This is a genomic window from Bacillus sp. FSL W7-1582, assembly GCF_038593325.1.
In the GTDB taxonomy this organism is placed as follows: domain Bacteria; phylum Bacillota; class Bacilli; order Bacillales; family Bacillaceae; genus Bacillus; species Bacillus altitudinis.
Genome location: NZ_CP151987.1, coordinates 710302 through 729833 on the forward strand (window position 1 = coordinate 710302; position 19532 = coordinate 729833).

Consider the following 19532-nt stretch of genomic DNA (forward strand, 5'->3'; position numbering starts at 1 on the left):
AACGGTAAAATAAGAAATAAAACCAATGGAAGGACATGAGATGAGCGATCAAACCAATCGTTTTTTTAAAAGTCATTTTCCTGAACCTCAAAACAGATGATTTTCCACTTATATGATGATCGAGGCTGTGATCTTATTGCGGCAGATCCAGAACATCTGCGTCCAGTTTATGAAGGTTTACAGCACTGGCTATTAGACTATGACCGTGCTCAGATGGATCGGTTGTTTGCCGGGAAATAAGAAAAACCGCACTTTTCACAAGTGCGGCTTCTTTTTATGCTTCTACTTTATTGAAAAACTGTGGTAAGTAGTCTTTGTGTGCTTCTAGCATTTCATCTAGGATGCTTTTTGCAATGGCATCTGATGGGACGAGCGGATTGATGGTCATGGCGACAAGTGCTGTGTTGTAGTCGCCTGTCACGGCTGCTTCAGCGGCTACACGTTCAAAGGATTTAATTTGAGAAATAAGTCCTTTGACAGCAACCGGCATTTCACCAACAGCGATTGGTTTTGGGCCGTCTTTTGTGATGACACAGTTCAGTTCAACGGCAGAATCATTTGGAATGTCACTGATGGCGCCATTGTTGATTGTGTTTACAGGCTGAATGTCATGCTTGTCGTTATAAATGGATGCGATTAAGTTACATGCTGCATCACTGTAATAAGCACCGCCTCGTTTTTCAAGCTGTGGCGGCTTAATATCAAGATCAGGATCTTTGTAAAGCTCGAACAGGTCATTTTCTAGTGCACGAACGACTTCTGCACGAGTTCCTTCATTCTCTGCTGCTTTCTTTTCTTCAGCCAACATATCACTTGTTTTGTAGTAGTAGCGGTGGTACGGACAAGGAATCACACCAAGCCCTTTTAAGAAATCTGCATCCCACGGAATCGCTTGAATGTTGTTCATGGACATGGTGGAATTTGGATCTGCCATGTCTTCGATCACTTGATCCATGATGCTTTTGCCATCTAAGAACACGTTCAGTCCAAAGACCATATGGTTTAATCCAGCAAAGCTGACTTCGACTCTGCTTGCGTCGACATCAAGTCCTTTGGCGATGCCCATGCGAATGCCGATTGGTACGTTACATAAGCCAACGACTTTGCGATGGTTTGAATAGCGAAGTACGGCTTCTGTGACCATACCAGCTGGATTGGTGAAATTCACAAGCCAAGCATCTGGGCATAATTCTTCAATATCTTTCACAATCTCAAGAATGACAGGGATGGTACGCAGACCCTTGAATAGACCGCCTGGACCGTTTGTTTCTTGACCAATGACATCATATTTTAAAGGAATGCGTTCATCCTTCATACGTGCTTCCAGTAATCCGACGCGGAATTGTGTTGTGACGAAATCAGCGTCTACCAGTGCTTTCCGGCGATCTAAAGTTAAATGAACCTCGATTGGAAGTCCCGCTTTTTTCACCATGCGTTTTGCAAGATTTCCGACGATCTCAAGCTTTTCTTTACCTGCTTCGATATCGACGAGCCAAAGTTCGCTAATTGGAAATTCATCGTACCGTTTAATGAATCCTTCGACTAGCTCCGGTGTATAGCTTGATCCTCCGCCGATTGTGACAACCTTTAATCCTTTTGCCATGTTCTGCACCTCCGAATAATGTAACGCACAATGTTATAATAGAGTGAATCAATCTTTTATCATTTGTTTGTACATCTATAGCTTATCGTGAGAGTACCTTGTGCGTAAACGGTTTCAGCGTCTTTAGGCAAGGGTGCCCTATTTAGAGATTTGTTACATAAAAGAAACACATTGTGCCATGTTGTTGGAGAAAGGGGAAGTCAGATGTTTTCAAGTGAGGTCATTTCCAGCTTTAATGAACTAGAAAGCGCTTTATACCGATACATTATGGAAAACAGTGAAAAAGTCGTCTATATGAGAATTCGTGATTTGGCAGATGCGGCTCATATTTCCACCTCGTCTGTTCTTCGCTTTTGCCGTAAAGCGAATTGTGAAGGCTTTTCAGAGTTTAAAGTCAAGCTCAAAATGTATTTAGAATCAGAGCAAACACCTTCTTTGAAAAGCACGCAGCATTTTCTGTATGAATTTATTGAACGAACACTGAAAGGAGACTTTGATGAGAAAATTAAAGAGGCAGCAAGGCTGATTGCCGAGGCAAAAAATGTGCTGTTTATCGGAACTGGTAGTTCTGGCATTTTGGCGCAGTATGGGGCGAGGTACTTTTCAAGTCTTGAGAAATTTTCGTTTTACATCAACGATCCGTTTTTCCCGATGAATATGCAGTATTTAGACAATAGTGTCACCATTGTGCTGTCGGTATCAGGAGAGAACAGTATTACGATTGATCATATTTCGAAACTTAAAAGAGAAGGCAGCACGATCATTAGTATTACAAACAATCAGCACTGTACAATTTCTCGTATTTCTGACTTGAATATTGCTTATTACGTCACAGACGAACGAGTCCATAGAGCCAACATTACTACACAGACACCCGTTGTCTATATCCTAGAAGCAATGGCGCGTGACATGTTTGCGATGTTAAAAGAAAAGTAAAAGAGTCGCTGCCTTAAACAGCGGCTCTTTTTTTCTGCATCATGAAAGTGGTGATGGCAATGCTTGAGCAGATGAGTACAAACAGTCCGCCTAACAAATACACAAATCTCGCTCCGAATGTATCCGCAATTAATCCAACAAAGAAAATAGATAAACTGACAGACATAGAAGAGAGAACGTATTGAGCCGAATACACCTTTGATAACTCATGGACTGGCGTTTCCGTTTGGAGGATGGTTTGCTGCGAAACATCCCGAATTTGATAGGCAGGCCCCATTAAAATACAGAGCAGCAATGCAAGCCATGGCAGGCTGTTTAGCGAAAATAGGATCGTCAGCACTGCATAAATAAAAGAGCCCGCTGCCATAAAGAGGAGAAGTTGTTTTTGAATAAACTGACTTAGCCATGCGGCCATGAGTCCGCCTATAATGGCACCTATATAATATGCGGCATTGATATATCCCCACCATTCCGCACCTTCATTTAAAACAAGTGTGACAAAGGCAAGCGTAACCGGTCCGACCCACAAAGCACCTGCAATATTTTCACTAACATCCATGAAAGTCAGGATGCGAACCGTTTTGTTTGTCCAAATGATCTTCCAGCCATCCTTGAACCCGTTCATTTTATTTTCTTTTTGAACCGTGTCTTCTTGCTTGAGTAGAGGAAAAACAGGGATGATCAATAGATAGGACAACACAATCATGAAACAAGAGGCCCACATTAAATAAAATGGACCAATCAACAGGACGAGCATTCCAGTAAACGAATAGCCGGCGATTTGAACAGATTGATAAAAAACGGAGGCTGTACTGTTCGCTTTCACAAGCTGATTTGCTGATACAAGCATCGGCATGATGGCTTGCAATAAAGGACTAATGAACCCGCCTGTGATGGAAATCAAAACGAACGCACTAAACAGCCAGATCAGGTGCTGCTGAAAGAAATCAAATTGGGTCGTGAATACGACGAGCATTCCAATACGTAAAAGAGGGACCCATTTCAATAGACGCTTGGCTTGAAAGAGTTCTGTCAAAACAGGAGAGAGGAGCCCAGCCAATAGCTGACATAGTGTTCTTATGAGCGGAAATACAGCCGCATAGGCGACAGATTGTGTATCTTGATAAATAACCAATGTGACTGTCATCAAAAATAGAATATCACTTAGCATGAGAAGGCTTTTACTGCCTGTATAAAACCAAAACTTATTTCCCATATCCAACCGACTCCTTTTCAAAAACAAGTTCAGTATAGCATGTTGGCGAAGTGTGCAGAGGTTTTCCATTGAAAAATACATCTTAAGGATGAGAGGATTGTGATAAGCTAAATGAAAGAACATCGTAAGGAAAGGGGTTCAATCCATTGAAAAAATTACCAGCACATGACTTTTTGGACAAGTATGGCATCCCGTATGACATCAAAACATTTTCTGCCGACACAGAGAAGGGCGCAGCGAATGTAGCGGCTGCTCTTGGTTTTAGAGAAAGACAAATGATCAAGACATTGATCTTTGAAACAGGGGAAGGGGAGCAGCTGCTTGTAATGGTGGGTGCTGACCAGCACATCAAATCAGGGAAACTAAAGAAAGCCGCAGGCTCTCGCAATATCAAAATGGCTTCACCAGACACAGTGCTTGAAGTGACGGGCTATCGGATTGGCTCGATTCCGCCATTTTGTTGGCAGCCTGAAGGGTTCCGCACGATTATCGAAGCATCGCTATTAGAAGAAGAGATATTAGGCGTTGGAGCGGGAGAATGGGGAAATGAAATCCTCATCACACCAGAACAATTAGTGATAGCCTCAAAAGCGGTCCCATTTGATCTTGTTCAGCCATCCGAGTAGAAAAAGTGCCTGTTTTTGAAGCAGGCACTTTTTTAATTGGAGGCAGGTGCTATAAAGGGTCCGATGTCTTTCATTTGCAGAAAAGCATTCACCGTCCTATTTTCCTCAAGGTCATTCGCCCGTTTGCAGACCACAACAGGTCTGATAATGTCAATTCCTTCGATATACACGCGCCCAATCTCTCCACGTTCTAAGCTTCGCTGAACAGCGTCACGAGGAACAAGGGTGATGCCATAGCCAGCTTTGATCATTTGAATGGCTTCGTGGACACCACTGAATTGTAAATCAACGGTCGGTTTTTTAATTCCTTTAGCGGTAAAAAGGGAAAAAAGCTTGTCTCTCGTCGAACTGCCTTCTTCTCGCATTAAAAAGGGTTCGTGGCTTAGGCGTTCTAGGGGGACGGTTTGTCCATTTAACGGATGATCCACAGGCACGATAAAGTCATAACTTAAATCAGTTAAGTGAGAGGTGTGAAGATCTTCGTGGTGCAGATCCTCTATTACGGCGATCGCCACATCTGATTGATATTGAAGCAGGCTTTCGATCACTTGAGCGGAGTTTCCGCTTTTTAATTCAATATCTGTCTGTGGCGATGCTGTTTTAAAAGAGGCAAGCCAATCAGGCAGTAAAAAGTTAAGTGGTACGTAGGTAGAAGCAATTCTGAGTCTTCCTTTTTTTCCGTTTTGCAGAAGAGTAATCTGATATTCTACTTCTTTTTCCGCCTCGAATACTTGCCGGGCATATGGATACAGGATCTTCCCCATCTCCGTCAGGGTAATCCCCCGGCCGTTTCGTTTGAAAAGACGAAAGCCGATCTCTCGTTCAATGCTTCGTAATTGTGCTGTCACAGCCGGCTGCGTCAAAGACAGCACGTCTGCCGTTTGTGTGACACTTTTTGTTTCGGCTACCTTTGCAAAAATACGGAGGGCATGTAAATTCATCTTTGCACCGCCTATCAATTATTTTGATGATTCAATCAAAAACATTCATTAGATTTATTATAAGGTATCCCTTATCGTAAAGGTAGCGAAGGGGGAAGAAAAAATGGATCGTCGTCAAAAGCAAGTGGTGTCAATTGCACTCATCACAGCATTTGCCCTTATTGGGGATTCAATGCTCTATATTGTTCTCCCGGTCTATTGGAAAGAGATTGGTTTATCATCCATTTGGGAGGTGGGGTTACTGCTGTCTATCAACCGATTCATTCGTATCCCGCTAGCACCTGTCGTATGGTGGCTTTATCGATATATTCCAATGAAGACCGGTGTACTGATCGCAATATTGATCGCGTCAGTGACCACGATATTATATGGTATGAGTGGATTTTGGCTGCTATTGATTTGCCGCTGTGCATGGGGTCTCGCTTGGACGTTACTCCGTATGAGTGGGATGAGGGTCTTGGCTGAAATGGACGAAGGCTCACAAGGACATTTGACGGGTCTTTATAATGGGCTTTACCGGCTTGGCAGTTTATTTGGCATGTTATTTGGTGGAATCCTTGCCAGCTTGATCGGTTTTCAGTCCATGACGCTTGTCTTTGGCTTACTCACATTAATGGGCTGCATTTTTTATGTATCGTTGGATGAAATTGAAAAGAGAGAAGGCACGCAGGTGTATCATGGCATCAAACAGAAGTGGTTGACACGAGATGTGGTAAAAGTACTGATAACAGGCATGCTGATCGCACTGATCATCCAAGGTTTATTCGCATCCACCCTGAGTCATGTCATTGAAGCAAAGATTGACCAAGATGAATTGACTTTGTTTGGCTTTGTCATCGGAGCTTCGGCTTTAAGCGGTGTTATTCAAGCACTCAGGTGGGGATGGGAACCATTTCTCGCACCGAGAACGGGCAAATGGTTTGATCGTCTTGTGATGAAGGAACGAATGTTATGCTGGATGTTTCTTTCTTTTGGAGGGCTCAGTTTTCTTGGGATCATGCTGAAGGTAAGCGGCTGGTTCCTATTGATGCTGCTTTTGATTCAACTAATGGCAACAATAGTCACAACGTTCACCGATACACTTGCCTTTCAAAAAGCTTCTGCTCAAACAGATAAGAACCGCTTTCTCGCCAGCTATTCTTTTGTTCAAGATATGGGGGCTGCTTTAGGACCTTTGTGTGGGTATACGTTGATCCAGTTTTTCGGAACAAACAGCGTCTTTTGGCTGATGCTTATCATAAGCTTAATGCTCGTCAGCATGTGGATAAGAAGCGGGCAGCATGTTTCTTCTAGTGCAGTGTAAAAAATAAAGCGTTATATAAAAAACTGCCTCATGCAGCTGATCGCAGGAGGCAGTCATATTCTCTTATTCTAAGTCTGAATCATAGGCTTTTTGCGTGAGTTGGCTGACGACCTCTTTCAAGCCATTGGGTTTATGGAATTCAACGGGTGTGCTTCCTTTTTCAAATACAATTTGATCTGCTTCAACGAGCACGACATATCGATTGTTGACCTTTGCGATATGAATCGAGTGGCCGAAGTCGGCTAAAAGCCCTTTAATTTCTGTTTCGCCTAGACGCATCTTCATCGTGATATCAGGGGTTTGTTCCACAATATGTGAAGCCGCTAGTGTGACCTGTTCTGTATCGAGGCGCTCCCTAATCTCCCGCTTTTCACTTGCTTCCCATATTTCAAGGTCCTCTTCAAATTGTTTTAATTCTTCACTTTCATCCTGTAATGTTTCAAATACGTGTTCCTGAACCATATTCATGACCTGTGATTTCATGATTTCAGGCATTGATTCTCCGTATTCGACGAATTTCAGAAAGTCTTCAAAATAACGAGCGTGTGAGGATTGGTGAATTTTCACTTCGGCTTCCTCAGTCATGCCCTCTTCTGGCATAAACGGGTATTGAATCGATTTCATGTTTTTTGTTGTAATCGCCATTTCTACTTTTTTGATCAAGGTAGATGTATCAGCAATAGAAGCGACTTTCTGTTCAAAATCGCATTTCATGATAAAGACAAAAGAGTCATCGAAATACTTTTTAGGAACCGCAGATGCAACCAAAAACACGCCGCCTCTGACAGCACTTGTATCTAAATAGGTGCGAACAAACTGTTCACTGCATTCGTTAAATACTTCTTTTGTATCTGCAAATCTCGTCTGATGAAATAAATTGTAGTTTGGATTTGAATCGAGTTCATGGCCGGGTTCGACAATAAATCGGCCGATTTTAGTCGGTACTTGCTCAGACTTAGGGTGTCTGTCCACTTTTCGTTTGACGATTTTTTTAAGCTCACCGTCTAGAAAGTCTTTCAGCTCACTTTGTTCAAATTCCTCTTGGTCTAATGTTTGGTAATGTTTAAACCGTTTATTTGCTTGTTCCTCTTTGCCTTCTACTTCAACCACATAGAATGATAGGAAACGTATCGTAAAATCCACTGATTGGTCACCACTTTTTCTTCTTCGGATATGTTGAGTATAGAAAAAGGAGTGAAAATCGTCAACGAATGGAGAAATTTCGTGTCATTATTTCCCGAGAAATGTTTAGTGAAAAACGCTTGATAATAATTATCATTCTTGATAGAATGATAAAAGAAAAGAAGGAACCTGCCAGTTCCTTCATCTCAGAAAATCATGTATTATTTTGTTTCAAATGTTTCGCAATCCGTTTCAGCATTGCGAGTCACGTCAGTCATAGTGCTTTTACCAATTTTAATGGTAGAAGCTGTACAGCTGTTGTCAGCCCAAAAACGGCAAGAGTTCACTTCACAAAGTACATTTTGTGCCATGGGAATTCACCTCCGTGATTCATATTCAGAATGAAGCAAGCTGCCACTTGAGTTCATTCAATCTAGTAGTCTCTTTATCGAAAGAGGCTGTTTGTGCTGTATATGCACATGTTTATCATACCATCTACCCTGAAAATATACAATTTAAACTTTGAAAGAGCGAGAATGCAAATCTCGCTCTTTTTTGTTTGTAAAAATAGTTAAATGCTAGGTGGCACCCTCTCTTATTCCGACATATGAATAGAGTAGATTCAAAACCTGATGTCGGACAAAGTATAAGGGTACATGTACTGATTTTCCGCATGAAGATAGGGTTTTCAATCAAAAATTTTCATAGAGAGATGAGGGGAGAAGATGAAAGCAGTCATTCTCTGCGGAGGAAAGGGAACGAGAATGAGTGAGGTCACACAAGCGCTTCCTAAACCACTTGCTATGATCGGAGATCGGCCTATTCTATGGCATATTATGAAAATCTATCAGTATTACGGTGTAGACGAGTTTATCTTATTGCTTGGATATAAAGGAGAGAAAATCAAAGAGTATTTTCTCAACTACGACTGGCGGCATCACAGCATGCAGCTGGATATGTCGACAGGAGAAATGAAGCTTTTAGGGAATTCGGAGAATTGGAAAATCACCTTTTTAGATACGGGTGAGAATACGATGACAGGCGGGCGGTTAAAGCAGGTACAGGATTATATTGGTGATGAGACATTTATGATGACGTACGGTGACGGACTTGCCAATATCAATATGTTTCATTTGCTCAAGCGCCATCAAGAACTTGGAGCAGCTGCCACTGTCACAGGAATTGAAAAGACATCACAGTACGGCACGCTGAAGGTGTATAACGGGATGGCACAATCCTTCTCTGAGAAGACAGACAGTATCGGGATGATCAATGGAGGATTTTTTGTGTTGTCTCCAAAGGTTTTTGATTATTTAACAGATGATGATCAGTGCGTCTTTGAAGCAGAGCCTCTTCAGAACTTGGCGAATGATGGAGAGCTAGCAGTTTATGAGCACCACGGATTTTGGACAGCAATTGATACGTATAAAAACTTGAAAGAAATCAACGGCATGTGGACTGAAGGAAAACAACCATGGAAGGTTTGGTGACAGCATGAGCGGATTTTGGAATGGGAAAAACGTATTTGTGACTGGGTGTACGGGATTGTTAGGGAGTTACCTCGTCAAGGAATTGATAGATCAAGGAGCAAACGTAACAGGGCTTGTACGTGATCAGGTGCCAAGATCGAACTTATATCAAGGCAGTCAATTTGAAAAGATGAATGTCGTCCAAGGCGCACTTGAGGACATGCAAACGATAGAACGTGCGTTAGGAGAATATGAGATTGATACGGTCTTTCATTTGGCCGCCCAAGCGATTGTTGGGGTCGCAAATCGTCACCCGGTCTCTACATTTGAAGCCAATATTTTAGGAACATGGAATGTGCTGGAGGCATGCAGAAGGCAGCCGCTTATCAAACGAGTGATTGTGGCATCGAGTGATAAAGCATACGGGGATCAAGAGCAGCTTCCTTATGATGAAGACATGCCGCTTAACGGCAAGCATCCATATGATGTGTCAAAAAGCTGTGCAGATTTAATTTCTCACACGTACTACAACACATATGGTCTTCCGGTTTGTATTACGCGCTGCGGTAATTTATATGGAGGCGGGGATTTGAATTTTAACCGAATCATTCCGCAAACCATCCAGCTTGTGTTAGAGGGAAAGGCGCCAGAAATTAGAAGTGACGGAACCTTTATCCGTGATTATTTCTATATTGAAGATGCGGTCAAGGCTTATTTACTGCTAGCTGAAAAAATGGAGGAAAAAGGGCTTGCAGGAGAAGCATTTAACTTTAGTAATGAAATTCAGCTGACCGTGCTTGAGCTCGTTGATAAAATCTTAAAGGCGATGGGCAGTGAACTAAAACCTCGTATTTTGAATCAAGGAACGCATGAGATTAAGCATCAATATTTATCAGCAGAAAAGGCGAGAAAGCTGCTTGATTGGAAGCCTGATTACTCCATTGATGAAGGGTTAGAAAAGACAATTGAATGGTATCGCGAATTCTTTCAAAAATAGAGGTGTATACAGATGAACAGCATATATTGTACGGTTCTATCAAGTGGAAGACTTTATCAAGCCATTGCGTTTTTCTTATCGTTGAAGCAAGTAGAAGATGATGCTGTCATCAAGACGTTATGTATGGATGATGCTGCATTTGATTTGCTTCATCAAATGAATTTCCCACATGTCGATCTTGTTCATGTGCGTGAGCTTGAAACGCCTGAGCTTCTAGAGATCAAAAAGGAACGAAATGATTCGGAATATTGCTGGACATTAAAACCGATTTGGATTGAGTGGCTATTTAAGCAGGACCAGGCGGAGGAAGTGACGTATCTAGATGCGGATTTGTTCTTTTATGAGCGTCCACAAGTGATTTTTCAAAACCAGCCTGATGCCTCTGTGCTTCTATCAAGAGGGGATATTGTCATTCCAAGCTTTGATCCAGAGGAAGTGAAGATGCTTCAGAAACTTTTAGGGCGCTATAATTCAGGATTCCTGCATTTTAAAGGAGATGAAGCCGGCCGGAAGTGCCTGAGCTGGTGGAAAGAAGAATGTCTAAAAGAATGCAAAAATGCGCCTGGAGAAGGGAAATTTGGGGATCAAGGGTATTTGGATCATATGCCGGTGCTGTTTGAAAAAGTAGAAGATATTCAAACAAAGGGTGTGAATATTGGTCACTGGAATTATGGCCAGCATTCTTATCAGGAAGAGAATGGACGTATTTTGCTTGAGGATGGAAGCCCACTCATTTGCTATCATTTCAGTGGTTTTCGGATCTTAAGCAAAGATGACATGCAGCAAATCCATGAAAAAGGAAGAGATGATTTGCCATTTTTCCAAGAGGCCTATCGGGAAGTGCTGCGTCATGTGATTGAATCGGTAGAACAAGTCAATCCGATGTTTAACGGCTATGCCAAACTGGAGGAGGATGGCGCATGAATGAAAAGCCGAAGGTCAGCGTCATTATTCCGAGTTATAATGCGAAAGAGCGTTTAGAAGGGAGCCTCTTTTCCTTAACGCTTCAGGAAACCGATATTCCATTTGAGGTCATTGTTGCTGATAATGGGTCAACGGACGGCACGATGGAAATGCTCGAAAACATTGAGGTGAACTTTCCATTCAAAAAGGTGCGTATTCCTGTCAATCAAGGAATTGCCAAGGGGCGCAATCATGCCATTCGTGAGGCAGAGGGAGACCTCTTAATATTCCATGACAGCGATATGCTGGCAGAGCCCCAATTTATTCAAAAGCACGCAGAGGCACATGCTGATCATGAGGACCGTGTCATTTGCGGTGTATGCTGGAAGCGAATCTACCGTTATTTTTACACCGGTTTTGATAAAGATCATGTGAAACGATTAAAAAAACAAGGGCTGTATCAGCGGAAAATGAAAGACAAAACGTCTCTTGTGTCGATGGAGGAAATAAAAAACGGAGCATTTCTAGAGAGAAGCTTCGACTTGCAGTCCGAATTTATTGATATTCTGAAAGACATTTTAAACACGTACGACTATGATTTAAGTTCTTATCAATTGCCGTGGCGATTTTTTATCACAAATAACTCTTCCGTCAAGCGAAAGCATGTCATGGAACTAGGGATGTTTGATGAAAAAATCGTTCGATACGGGTTTGAGGATTATGATTTAGGCATTCGTCTGCATCAGCTTGGCCTCTCATTTGAGTTGCGTGAGGATATTTTAAGTGTGCATCAGGAACATCCAAGTAATTTAACGTCATTCGATGACATCAAATATAACATTTTGTATATGTGCGAGAAGTACAACAATATTGATTCGATTGATGTTCATCTGGCTTTCTCTGGACCATTTTCTCATACCGTGACAAATGATATCGTGAAAGACATTCGCCAGCTGCGTAAGAATGAAGCATATGATGATCTGCTCGCTTATTTTTTGGAGCTGCTTCATATGATCACAGAGCGGAATGTGGGCATTAAACGTGATCAAAAGGACGTGCTGACGGCAAAGCATTTCCCTTTGAAAAAGCTGTCAGAGGCGGTCCAACGTGCCAAGCAGGAACATGGATGCACGGTGCTGGCAGAAGCTATTCAAGGGCTCACAAAAGAGCTGCTGCATGTTGACTTGTTCCAAGTGGATGTGTTGTAGATGGCATCCTATCATTTCACAACCATTGTGTCCAATACCCATGTATTTAAGCTACTGGCGCTGATTCATTCACTTGAGCAGACGGCTCAATCATACAAACTTTCTGTCTTATGTGCTGATCCTTTGGCTTACAAGGTGTTAAGTCAGTTTCCTCATCCACATGTCCAATATGAACAGCTTGAAGATGTGGAAGATGATTCGCTGCGAAAAGCAAAGGCGGATCGTACGTTCCACGAGTATTGCTGGACGCTTAAGCCTGCGTTTCTACTCAAAATTCTTGAGTCCTCTGATGCAGATTATCTCGCTCATTTGGATACGGATTTGTATTTTTATCATGATCCAGAGGCGATATTTGCAGAAAATCCACTCGCTCATGTATTTTTGACAGATCATATGAATTCCAAGCGATTCTATCACTTTTATGAATTATCCGGACGTTTTAATACTGGCTTTGTAGGCTGTCGAAACACAGATGTGGCCAAACGGGCTGTGACGCAGTGGAAAGAGAACTGCATTGCGCACTGTACAGTAGAAATGGATACGGAAAAAAAGACATATGGTGATCAGCGGTATGTTGAAAGATGGGTCGATGATTTTGAGGGTGTCCATGTGGTGGCATCTAAAGGTGCCAATGCAGCGATTTGGAATATTGAAAACTATAAGCTCTCCGTTGTGAAAGGAGATATGTATCTCGACGAATGTCCACTGCTGTTCTATCATTTTTCTGCCTTTACGATCATTGATGAAAAGAACTTTAATCTGAATTGGTATTACTATATGACAGAACAAAAGCTGGTGAATCACTTGTATATTCCGTATGCGGATTTGGTTCACAAAAAAATCAAACAGGTGCAGGAAATCTTTCCTGATTTTCAGCAAGGATTTATTGCGAAGAAACATGTTCCCGACACACATTTTTATGAGATATGAAAAAAACCGCTCAGTAAATGAGCGGTTTTTACCTTTTATGATTCATTCCATTTCGCTATGGTCTGATCGCTTGGCAGTAAGAAGGCTAGGATACCTAATATCGGTAAAAAGGCGACACCGATCATGGTAGGCGTTAAACCGACTGCATCAATTAATGAGCCGAGGGCAACGGATCCGATCGCTCCCATACCAAACGCAAGCCCAACAGTTAAACCAGACATTGTGCCAATTTTCCCGGGAAATAGTTCTTGGGCATAGACCACGGTGACAGAGAAGCTTGAGGTCAGAATGATCCCAATGAGTCCAAGTAAAACATAAGCAAAAACTGGTCCGGCAAATGGGAGAAGCAGGGCAAGCGGAAAGGATGCTAATAAAGAAATTAAAATGACGGTTTTCTTGCCGAAGCGGTCTGCAAGCGGCCCGCCTAAAAATGTCCCAATCGCACCCAATATAAGAAATAAGAAAATATAGGTTTGTGATTCTTTAATCGTCAAACCATATTGTTCAATCGCATAAAACGCATAGAAATTCGAGATCGCATTTCCATACCAAGAACGCGCGAAAATAAGAAAGACGATAATGCCAAGTGCTGTGAGCGCTGATTTGCGGTGAAGTTCAGATCTTGCTGCTTTTGCAGGCGCTTTTTTCGCTTGTGCTCGAATGGTTTGAAGCTTTCTTGCGTACCATCTCGAAATATAGAGAAGGAAACCTACAGCCACCATTCCAACGATCGTAAACCAAGCGACTCCAGGCTGACCGAGCGGGACGAGCATGAATGCAGCGATTAGCGGAGCAAAGGCTTGACCTGTATTTCCACCGACTTGATAGATGGATTGAGCAAGACCCCGTCTAGGACCAGCTGCCATGTTGGCAACCCGTGAGCCCTCTGGATGGAAAATCGCAGAGCCGAGTCCAATAAAGACGACGCACAGTAGGATGGTCGCAAATGATGGCGCAAACGCAAGGCCGAGAATGCCGACAGCACTTGAAAATAATGCGATAGGCAGTGCATAGGGCATCGGCCGTTTATCTGTGTACCACCCGATCGCAGGCTGCATGACGGAGGAGACCATATTTAATGTAAAGGCGATTAGCCCTAATTGAGTAAAGGTCAGCCCCATTGAGCGTTCTAAAATAGGGAACATGGCAGGAATCACGGCTTGCAATGTGTCGTTGAGCATATGGCAAATACCAATAATCAATAAAATAGGATAAACCGTTGAACCGGTGACCGCTTTTTGAGGTTTATCCTTTGTTTGAGCAGCAATAGCCAATGAGACTTCCTCCTTTCATTCAACTTGTTTCTTTTTTCATTCTCCTCATTTTATTCATAAGGTGAACTATAAAACAATAGCAAATTGTCATGATTTAGAAAAAAAGAGACACATGCGCTTGATGGAGCGTGTGTCCCTTAAGGGTTATTTATAGAAAGAAGCGATGACAGGCTTCATTTTTTGAATGACAAGTCCACTGCCTCCACGGTTTTTCACACCTTCAATCATGCCGACGAGGACATAATCTTCTTTTTTAGGATTAAACGCAAGTAAAAATCCATTTTCAGTACCGTCTGTCGCACCTTGTTTGCTCTTTAGTTCCGCTGTTCCCGTTTTAGCGGCTATATCAGCCCCTTTTATTTGCAACGAGTGAGCGGTTCCGTTTGAATTGGTGACGACTTGAGTGAGTGCGTCCTTCACCGTATTTGCTGTATCTTCTTTGATGATCTGTTTTGGTGATGCTGTTTTTTCATCCTGAATGACTCGAGGGTACACAAGCTTTCCTCCTGTTGCAAATGGAGAATAGGCATGTACTTGTTCAATTGGTGACATGAGTAATTCTCCTTGGCCATATGCTGAGTCGGCAAGTAAGATGTCTGATTTGATTCCGTCGTTAGACACTTGTGCCGGTTTCATTGTAAACGGCATGTTTAAATCATCACCAAATCCAAATGTTTTCACTTTTTTCTCGTAAGTATCTTTGCCGATTTCAAGGGCTTCCTGTCCAAAATAAATATTATCTGAGTACACGAGGGCATCGACCATATTGACTTGTTCTTTGTCATGTACCCGTGTAATGCGATAATTTCCCCAAGATTGATCCTTTTGCCATTTCAGTCCATGAATGGTGCGTACTTTATTAGGCTTTGTGACACCTGTTTCCAGTCCAATCGCTGCTGTAATGGTTTTGAATGTAGATCCTGGTGCATATCTGCTCGCATATCGAGCTTGGAATGGGAGATCAGGATTTTCACTGTATGCTTGATATTGTTTAGGCGTGATCCCGTTGGTCATTAAATTGACATCGTAAGAAGGGGTGCTAACAAGCGCTAATAAATCACCTGATGATGGGTTCATAATGGTGACAGCCCCTTTTTCACCTTTCAGCTGTTGATAGGCTTTTTTCTGTAAAGATGCATCAATGGTCAGCTTGACTGTTTTTCCGTCTTTTCGGTCTGTTTTTTGTAATGTTTCTTCAATACCTGTTTCATCATGGATAATGAGGATGCTTCCGCCATCTTGTCCTCTTAAGTTCTTGTCAAATGTGAATTCAAGGCCGGTTTTGCCGATGATTTGATCCGCCTTTAAAGCTGGATTTCTTTTGATATCATCCGCATTTGCTTTTCCGACATAGCCTGTCAAATGAGCAGCGGCTTCGTTATATGGATAGTAGCGCATTTCCTTCGTTTGATAGGTGACGCCATTTATGTCCTTTGGAATTGGCGTTTGCTCTAACATAGACTTTAGCGGAACAAATGTGTCGTCTGTGACCCATGCTTGTTTCAGCTGATTTTGAATCAGCTCTTCATCTATATCAAAAGCGCTGCTGATTTTTTTGATGTTGCTTTCTTTTTCCGTACCTGTCCCGAGCTTTCCAGGGATGATGCCAAGTGCGTGTCCACCAGTTGTTTCGGCTAACGTGCGCCCTTTTCGATCTACAATATTTCCGCGTACCGCAGGATCCGTTGTCACTTTGATGGTGTCACCCGTTTCCATTTGCGGGAAGATGAGATTTGGTTTCCAGTCTACTTTCCACTCGTTATCCTCTTCGGAGAGAACGCCCTTGTAAGAGAGTTTGTTCAGTTTTCCAAGTGACGTTTTCATCGTGACTTCATAGGTGAATTGATACCCATTTCCTTTGTCCTGTTTTTCTACGTTGACGTTTGAGACGTTTAGATCACTTGCACCAATGCCGCTAAAGATCTTATTGTATTTTTCGGCAAGTTGTTTTTTAGAGTAGTCACTGGCTTTCAGAGAGCCACTTGTGACCTCATCTGCCAGTTTCGTGAATTCTTTTTTCTCCAGATATTTCGTAAAGGATTCAGCGGCTTTCAGCGCCTCTTTTTCTTTTGAGAAAAGCGAATCTTTTAAGAAAAAGAGAGCAGCAGCAATCACGATGATGCTAAGAAGGGGAATGATGACTTTTTTCTGTTTCCAAAATGATTTTCGTTGATCTGTATACAATGAAAACACCTCAATTTTTGATTAGATCCTCTATAGTTTACAGTTACTGTGTAGGATTTGTATAGTTTCTCCTATGAAAATAGACCAAGTCATGAAGTGGAAATATGAAGCAAGACACAGCTGCTGCTTAAGGATCTCTTCATTTTTTCTTATGATTTAAAGGATTTTTTATGTGATCATCGAATGTGAAAAATTAGAAAATTAAAAGCGTTTTCATGAAGGAGGAATTGTGATCGTTTATAAAAAAGTGAATCTGACTGGACTTGTTCTTGGACCGATCTTCTTTTTGCTTATTTTTTTGCTCATTCCAGAAAGTGAATTGACCTATGCACCAAGAGTGGTACTGGGCGTTACTGCTTGGACTGCGACATGGTGGGTCACAGAAGCTTTGCCTATACCGGCTACCTCTTTATTGCCCATCATCCTTTTGCCAACACTTGGTGGGCTATCGATGGAGCAAACATCAAGAGCTTATGGAGACCCGATTGTTTTTATGTACATGGGCGGATTTATGATTGCCATTGCTATTGAAAAATGGAATTTACATAGAAGAATGGCCTTACATATTTTAAACATCATTGGCACAAGAAGTGACCGCATTGTATTAGGGGTTATGATGGCAACGGCCTTTTTATCTATGTGGATTTCAAATGCAGCCACAGCACTGATGATGCTGCCTGTGGCACTGGCTGTGATTAAAGAGGTGAAGGCGAACGATATTTTGTCTGGTGCATCTCTTGACCGATTCAGTAAAAGCATCCTATTATCAGTCGCTTATTCAGCCTCTATTGGCGGACTGGCGACACTCGTTGGGTCTGTGCCAAATGCTGTTTTTGCAGCGATGTCAAAAAAGTTGTTAGATCGAGAAATTATGTTTTTTGAATGGTTTTTGTTTGGTTTTCCGGTGGCGGCTGTTCTGCTTATTCTCTTATTTCTGTATTTGACCAAGATACAGTTCAAGGTAGAGCACACAGGTGAAATGGGAGCGGCGTTTATACGGAAGGGTTTAGAGGATTTAGGCAAAATGAAACAAGAAGAAAAATGGGTTTTTGCTATTTTTCTTATGACGGCTTTTTTATGGATCTTTAAAATCTTTTTGTTTGGCGGGCTTCCTGTCTCGGATACGTCGATTGCAATTTTTGGGGCGATGCTGTTATTTCTCATTCCAGCGACAAATGGAGAGAGAATACTAGAATGGCAGGATATGAAACAGCTGCCATGGGGGCTTTTGCTTTTGTTTGGAGGCGGGCTTTCGCTCGCTACAGGATTTGCGGAAACGAATCTAACAGGATGGATCGGGGAAAATTTACAGCATTTAAATGGGCTGTCTTACCTCATGCTGCTAATTATTTTAACGGCTTCAATTTTATTTATGACCGAAATTATGTCTAATACAGCAGTTGCGAACATGATCATTCCAATTACAGTCGGGCTTGGACTTGCAATTGGCATGGAGCCGTACGGGTTAATGGCTGCGGCTGCGTTAGCTTCCTCATGTGCGTTTATGCTGCCAATCTCCACACCGCCAAATGCGGCTGTCTTTAGTGCAGATGTGCTGAAAATATCTGATATGGTCAAGGCTGGCTTTTGGCTAAATGTGATCAGTATTGTAGCGATTGTGCTTGCGGTTTATTTCTGGCTTCCGGTCGTGCTGAGGTGAAGACTTTGATCGAATGGAGACTTTTGGTGTTTTTGTTTCTTTTGGCTTCGGTACTGAAGCTGCCTTTTTGAGGTGCGGGTCCTTTGGCGTGTAATAGGTGGCTCCAATGTTGAGTCTGCCTTGAAGCTGGTCAATGGAAAGCTCACCAAACTCTAAATGGTAGTCAATTTTGTCCACATGCAGTGATTCAATGTGAATGTGCGTATCCTCCGAGACAGGCGGAGCAGGTGCAGACATTTTCTGCTCAAGAGCGGTGAGTCTTTTTTCCAGCTCGACGACAGATGGGGATGGACTTGCTTCGGTTTTTTTAAAGAGTGAGTGAATGAAATGTTTCAAGTGGACCACAACCTTTTCTTTCGCCTTGCTCTAGTCTATGGAAAAGCTACCAAGTATATACTTATAGAGATACATGAAAGGGGAGAAGTGCATGCTGCCTACACGCATTCAGATTACCCATATGAAGACGAATACGATTGGTACAGGGTCCTCGATGACATTCGGTTCGACGATCGTACGAAATCACTGCTCGACGATCAAAAGAAACAATGGTTTTGGTGAACAAAATGCCGATGGCGTGATCACGATCTTGCCGATTGAAACGATTGATGATCGTGATCTAATAGACGCAGTCAGTATCAATATTCGTCATCTATGATTATCGCAGTTGCTTTTCCTTCATCCTTTTGCAAGCGAATGTATAGCACGCCGTCTTTAAAGGCCGCATTCATTTGACCAAGAATCATATCTGGGAGCCGAATTTTTCTTTCAAACGGACCATACTTTCCTTGTTTTTGGCGAAAATCCTGTTCGTTAAAAAAGGAAAAACGCTGTCCTTTTACAACTAAATATTCACCATATGACAGCACCTGAACATCTTCCTTCCGGTAGCCAGGCAGATAAATTAAGTACTGAAATTCAGTAGGGGTTTCCACAATGTCGACTGGTGGAAACGATGCATCTGTTCCTCGCTGATCTTGCTGCGAGAATTTAAAGGGAGACGGACCATTTGCCATAAAGGGAGATCTTTGCTCATCATCAAATATCATTTTCCAAAAATCATCTCCATGCATTTGCTGGGCAATGTCCATCCACTGCTTCATTTTTTCGAAGTCCATGTGAAGACCTCCTGTTAACATACTTGATGGGTGCTCGCATATACC

General features: G+C 42.3%; 20 protein-coding genes. 11 read left to right on the top strand and 9 right to left on the bottom strand.

The features are described 5' to 3' along the window. Positions 1-96 precede the first annotated feature (96 nt). Positions 97-240 (top strand): DUF3885 domain-containing protein, encoded by a 144-nt coding sequence (locus NSQ11_RS03560; RefSeq protein ID WP_335357835.1) that lies wholly within the window; start codon positions 97-99, stop codon positions 238-240. 34 nt (positions 241-274) lie between these two features. Here NSQ11_RS03560 and NSQ11_RS03565 read toward each other — a convergent pair whose 3' ends face one another. Then, positions 275-1603, bottom strand: a complete 1329-nt coding sequence (locus tag NSQ11_RS03565) for a 6-phospho-beta-glucosidase (protein ID WP_017360431.1) — start codon at positions 1601-1603, stop codon at positions 275-277. 204 nt (positions 1604-1807) lie between these two features. Here NSQ11_RS03565 and NSQ11_RS03570 point away from each other — a divergent pair, with 204 nt between their 5' ends. Continuing rightward, complete coding sequence (locus tag NSQ11_RS03570; RefSeq protein WP_342501267.1) at positions 1808-2539, top strand: MurR/RpiR family transcriptional regulator; 732 nt, start codon at positions 1808-1810, stop codon at positions 2537-2539. 13 nt (positions 2540-2552) lie between these two features. On the opposite strand, the gene NSQ11_RS03575 is transcribed toward NSQ11_RS03570, so the two are convergent. Then, a complete protein-coding gene (locus tag NSQ11_RS03575) occupies positions 2553-3755 on the bottom strand; it encodes an MFS transporter (protein WP_025206889.1) in 1203 nt (400 codons plus the stop codon). Positions 3756-3901: 146 nt separating this feature from the next. Between NSQ11_RS03575 and NSQ11_RS03580 the strand changes: the two genes are divergently transcribed. Further along, positions 3902-4381, top strand: coding sequence for a YbaK/EbsC family protein (locus NSQ11_RS03580; protein ID WP_025206890.1), 480 nt, complete (start codon positions 3902-3904; stop codon positions 4379-4381). 32 nt (positions 4382-4413) lie between these two features. Here NSQ11_RS03580 and NSQ11_RS03585 read toward each other — a convergent pair whose 3' ends face one another. Next, positions 4414-5322 carry a LysR family transcriptional regulator gene (locus tag NSQ11_RS03585; RefSeq protein WP_025206891.1) on the bottom strand — a complete coding sequence of 303 codons (909 nt, stop codon included), beginning with the start codon at positions 5320-5322 and terminating at the stop codon, positions 4414-4416. A gap of 103 nt (positions 5323-5425) precedes the next feature. Here NSQ11_RS03585 and NSQ11_RS03590 point away from each other — a divergent pair, with 103 nt between their 5' ends. Further along, positions 5426-6625: an MFS transporter gene (locus NSQ11_RS03590; protein WP_206116043.1), complete on the top strand. Its 1200-nt coding sequence runs from the start codon at positions 5426-5428 to the stop codon at positions 6623-6625. 63 nt (positions 6626-6688) lie between these two features. On the opposite strand, the gene NSQ11_RS03595 is transcribed toward NSQ11_RS03590, so the two are convergent. Beyond that, on the bottom strand, positions 6689-7768 hold the full coding sequence (locus NSQ11_RS03595) for a DUF3900 domain-containing protein (RefSeq protein WP_076822811.1): 1080 nt from the start codon (positions 7766-7768) through the stop codon (positions 6689-6691). A gap of 200 nt (positions 7769-7968) precedes the next feature. Beyond that, entirely contained in the window at positions 7969-8118 is a 150-nt protein-coding gene (locus NSQ11_RS03600; protein ID WP_008344201.1) for a DUF1540 domain-containing protein, read from the bottom strand. A 354-nt stretch (positions 8119-8472) separates the two neighbouring features. Here NSQ11_RS03600 and rfbF point away from each other — a divergent pair, with 354 nt between their 5' ends. Genes rfbF through NSQ11_RS03625 form a run of 5 tightly spaced genes read left to right on the top strand, consistent with a single transcriptional unit; the run spans position 8473 to position 13254 of the window. Beyond that, positions 8473-9237: a glucose-1-phosphate cytidylyltransferase gene (rfbF, locus tag NSQ11_RS03605; protein ID WP_017360424.1), complete on the top strand. Its 765-nt coding sequence runs from the start codon at positions 8473-8475 to the stop codon at positions 9235-9237. Between the two features lie 4 nt (positions 9238-9241). Further along, a complete protein-coding gene (locus tag NSQ11_RS03610) occupies positions 9242-10213 on the top strand; it encodes a GDP-mannose 4,6-dehydratase (RefSeq protein ID WP_025092661.1) in 972 nt (323 codons plus the stop codon). A gap of 12 nt (positions 10214-10225) precedes the next feature. Then, a complete protein-coding gene (locus NSQ11_RS03615) occupies positions 10226-11137 on the top strand; it encodes a putative nucleotide-diphospho-sugar transferase (RefSeq protein WP_076822813.1) in 912 nt (303 codons plus the stop codon). Further along, positions 11134-12324, top strand: a complete 1191-nt coding sequence (locus NSQ11_RS03620) for a glycosyltransferase family 2 protein (protein WP_236810277.1) — start codon at positions 11134-11136, stop codon at positions 12322-12324. The genes NSQ11_RS03615 and NSQ11_RS03620 overlap by 4 nt, the downstream gene beginning before the upstream one ends. After that, positions 12325-13254, top strand: a complete 930-nt coding sequence (locus NSQ11_RS03625; protein ID WP_019743932.1) for a putative nucleotide-diphospho-sugar transferase — start codon at positions 12325-12327, stop codon at positions 13252-13254. A 35-nt stretch (positions 13255-13289) separates the two neighbouring features. Here the strand turns inward: NSQ11_RS03625 and NSQ11_RS03630 are convergent, their stop codons facing one another. Together NSQ11_RS03630 and NSQ11_RS03635 are read right to left on the bottom strand one after the other, a co-directional pair. After that, complete coding sequence (locus tag NSQ11_RS03630) at positions 13290-14528, bottom strand: MFS transporter (protein WP_342501268.1); 1239 nt, start codon at positions 14526-14528, stop codon at positions 13290-13292. Positions 14529-14672: 144 nt separating this feature from the next. Next, a complete protein-coding gene (locus tag NSQ11_RS03635; protein WP_206114245.1) occupies positions 14673-16712 on the bottom strand; it encodes a penicillin-binding transpeptidase domain-containing protein in 2040 nt (679 codons plus the stop codon). A 229-nt stretch (positions 16713-16941) separates the two neighbouring features. On the opposite strand from NSQ11_RS03635, the gene NSQ11_RS03640 reads away from it, so the two are divergent. Next, positions 16942-18372, top strand: coding sequence for a DASS family sodium-coupled anion symporter (locus NSQ11_RS03640; RefSeq protein WP_024718600.1), 1431 nt, complete (start codon positions 16942-16944; stop codon positions 18370-18372). On the opposite strand, the gene NSQ11_RS03645 is transcribed toward NSQ11_RS03640, so the two are convergent. Beyond that, the gene (locus tag NSQ11_RS03645) at positions 18304-18708 is read right to left on the bottom strand and encodes a hypothetical protein (RefSeq protein WP_025206899.1); all 405 of its coding nucleotides are present in this window, start codon (positions 18706-18708) and stop codon (positions 18304-18306) included. The two genes, NSQ11_RS03640 and NSQ11_RS03645, sit on opposite strands and share 69 nt — an antisense overlap. A gap of 91 nt (positions 18709-18799) precedes the next feature. Here NSQ11_RS03645 and NSQ11_RS03650 point away from each other — a divergent pair, with 91 nt between their 5' ends. Further along, complete coding sequence (locus tag NSQ11_RS03650) at positions 18800-19027, top strand: hypothetical protein (protein ID WP_017360415.1); 228 nt, start codon at positions 18800-18802, stop codon at positions 19025-19027. On the opposite strand, the gene NSQ11_RS03655 is transcribed toward NSQ11_RS03650, so the two are convergent. Next, entirely contained in the window at positions 19008-19487 is a 480-nt protein-coding gene (locus NSQ11_RS03655) for an Hsp20/alpha crystallin family protein (protein ID WP_081114577.1), read from the bottom strand. The genes NSQ11_RS03650 and NSQ11_RS03655 overlap by 20 nt on opposite strands. Between the last annotated feature and the right edge of the window lie 45 nt (positions 19488-19532).

Excerpts from the sequence above, each read along its gene's own strand:
- NSQ11_RS03560 (WP_335357835.1), top strand. The coding sequence starts at position 97 with ATGATTTTCCACTTATATGATGATCGAGGCTGTGATCTTATTGCGGCA.
- NSQ11_RS03565 (WP_017360431.1), bottom strand. The coding sequence starts at position 1,603 with ATGGCAAAAGGATTAAAGGTTGTCACAATCGGCGGAGGATCAAGCTAT.
- NSQ11_RS03570 (WP_342501267.1), top strand. The coding sequence starts at position 1,808 with ATGTTTTCAAGTGAGGTCATTTCCAGCTTTAATGAACTAGAAAGCGCT.
- NSQ11_RS03575 (WP_025206889.1), bottom strand. The coding sequence starts at position 3,755 with ATGGGAAATAAGTTTTGGTTTTATACAGGCAGTAAAAGCCTTCTCATG.
- NSQ11_RS03585 (WP_025206891.1), bottom strand. The coding sequence starts at position 5,322 with ATGAATTTACATGCCCTCCGTATTTTTGCAAAGGTAGCCGAAACAAAA.
- NSQ11_RS03590 (WP_206116043.1), top strand. The coding sequence starts at position 5,426 with ATGGATCGTCGTCAAAAGCAAGTGGTGTCAATTGCACTCATCACAGCA.
- NSQ11_RS03600 (WP_008344201.1), bottom strand. The coding sequence starts at position 8,118 with ATGGCACAAAATGTACTTTGTGAAGTGAACTCTTGCCGTTTTTGGGCT.
- rfbF (WP_017360424.1), top strand. The coding sequence starts at position 8,473 with ATGAAAGCAGTCATTCTCTGCGGAGGAAAGGGAACGAGAATGAGTGAG.
- NSQ11_RS03610 (WP_025092661.1), top strand. The coding sequence starts at position 9,242 with ATGAGCGGATTTTGGAATGGGAAAAACGTATTTGTGACTGGGTGTACG.
- NSQ11_RS03615 (WP_076822813.1), top strand. The coding sequence starts at position 10,226 with ATGAACAGCATATATTGTACGGTTCTATCAAGTGGAAGACTTTATCAA.
- NSQ11_RS03620 (WP_236810277.1), top strand. The coding sequence starts at position 11,134 with ATGAATGAAAAGCCGAAGGTCAGCGTCATTATTCCGAGTTATAATGCG.
- NSQ11_RS03625 (WP_019743932.1), top strand. The coding sequence starts at position 12,325 with ATGGCATCCTATCATTTCACAACCATTGTGTCCAATACCCATGTATTT.
- NSQ11_RS03650 (WP_017360415.1), top strand. The coding sequence starts at position 18,800 with ATGCTGCCTACACGCATTCAGATTACCCATATGAAGACGAATACGATT.
- NSQ11_RS03655 (WP_081114577.1), bottom strand. The coding sequence starts at position 19,487 with ATGGACTTCGAAAAAATGAAGCAGTGGATGGACATTGCCCAGCAAATG.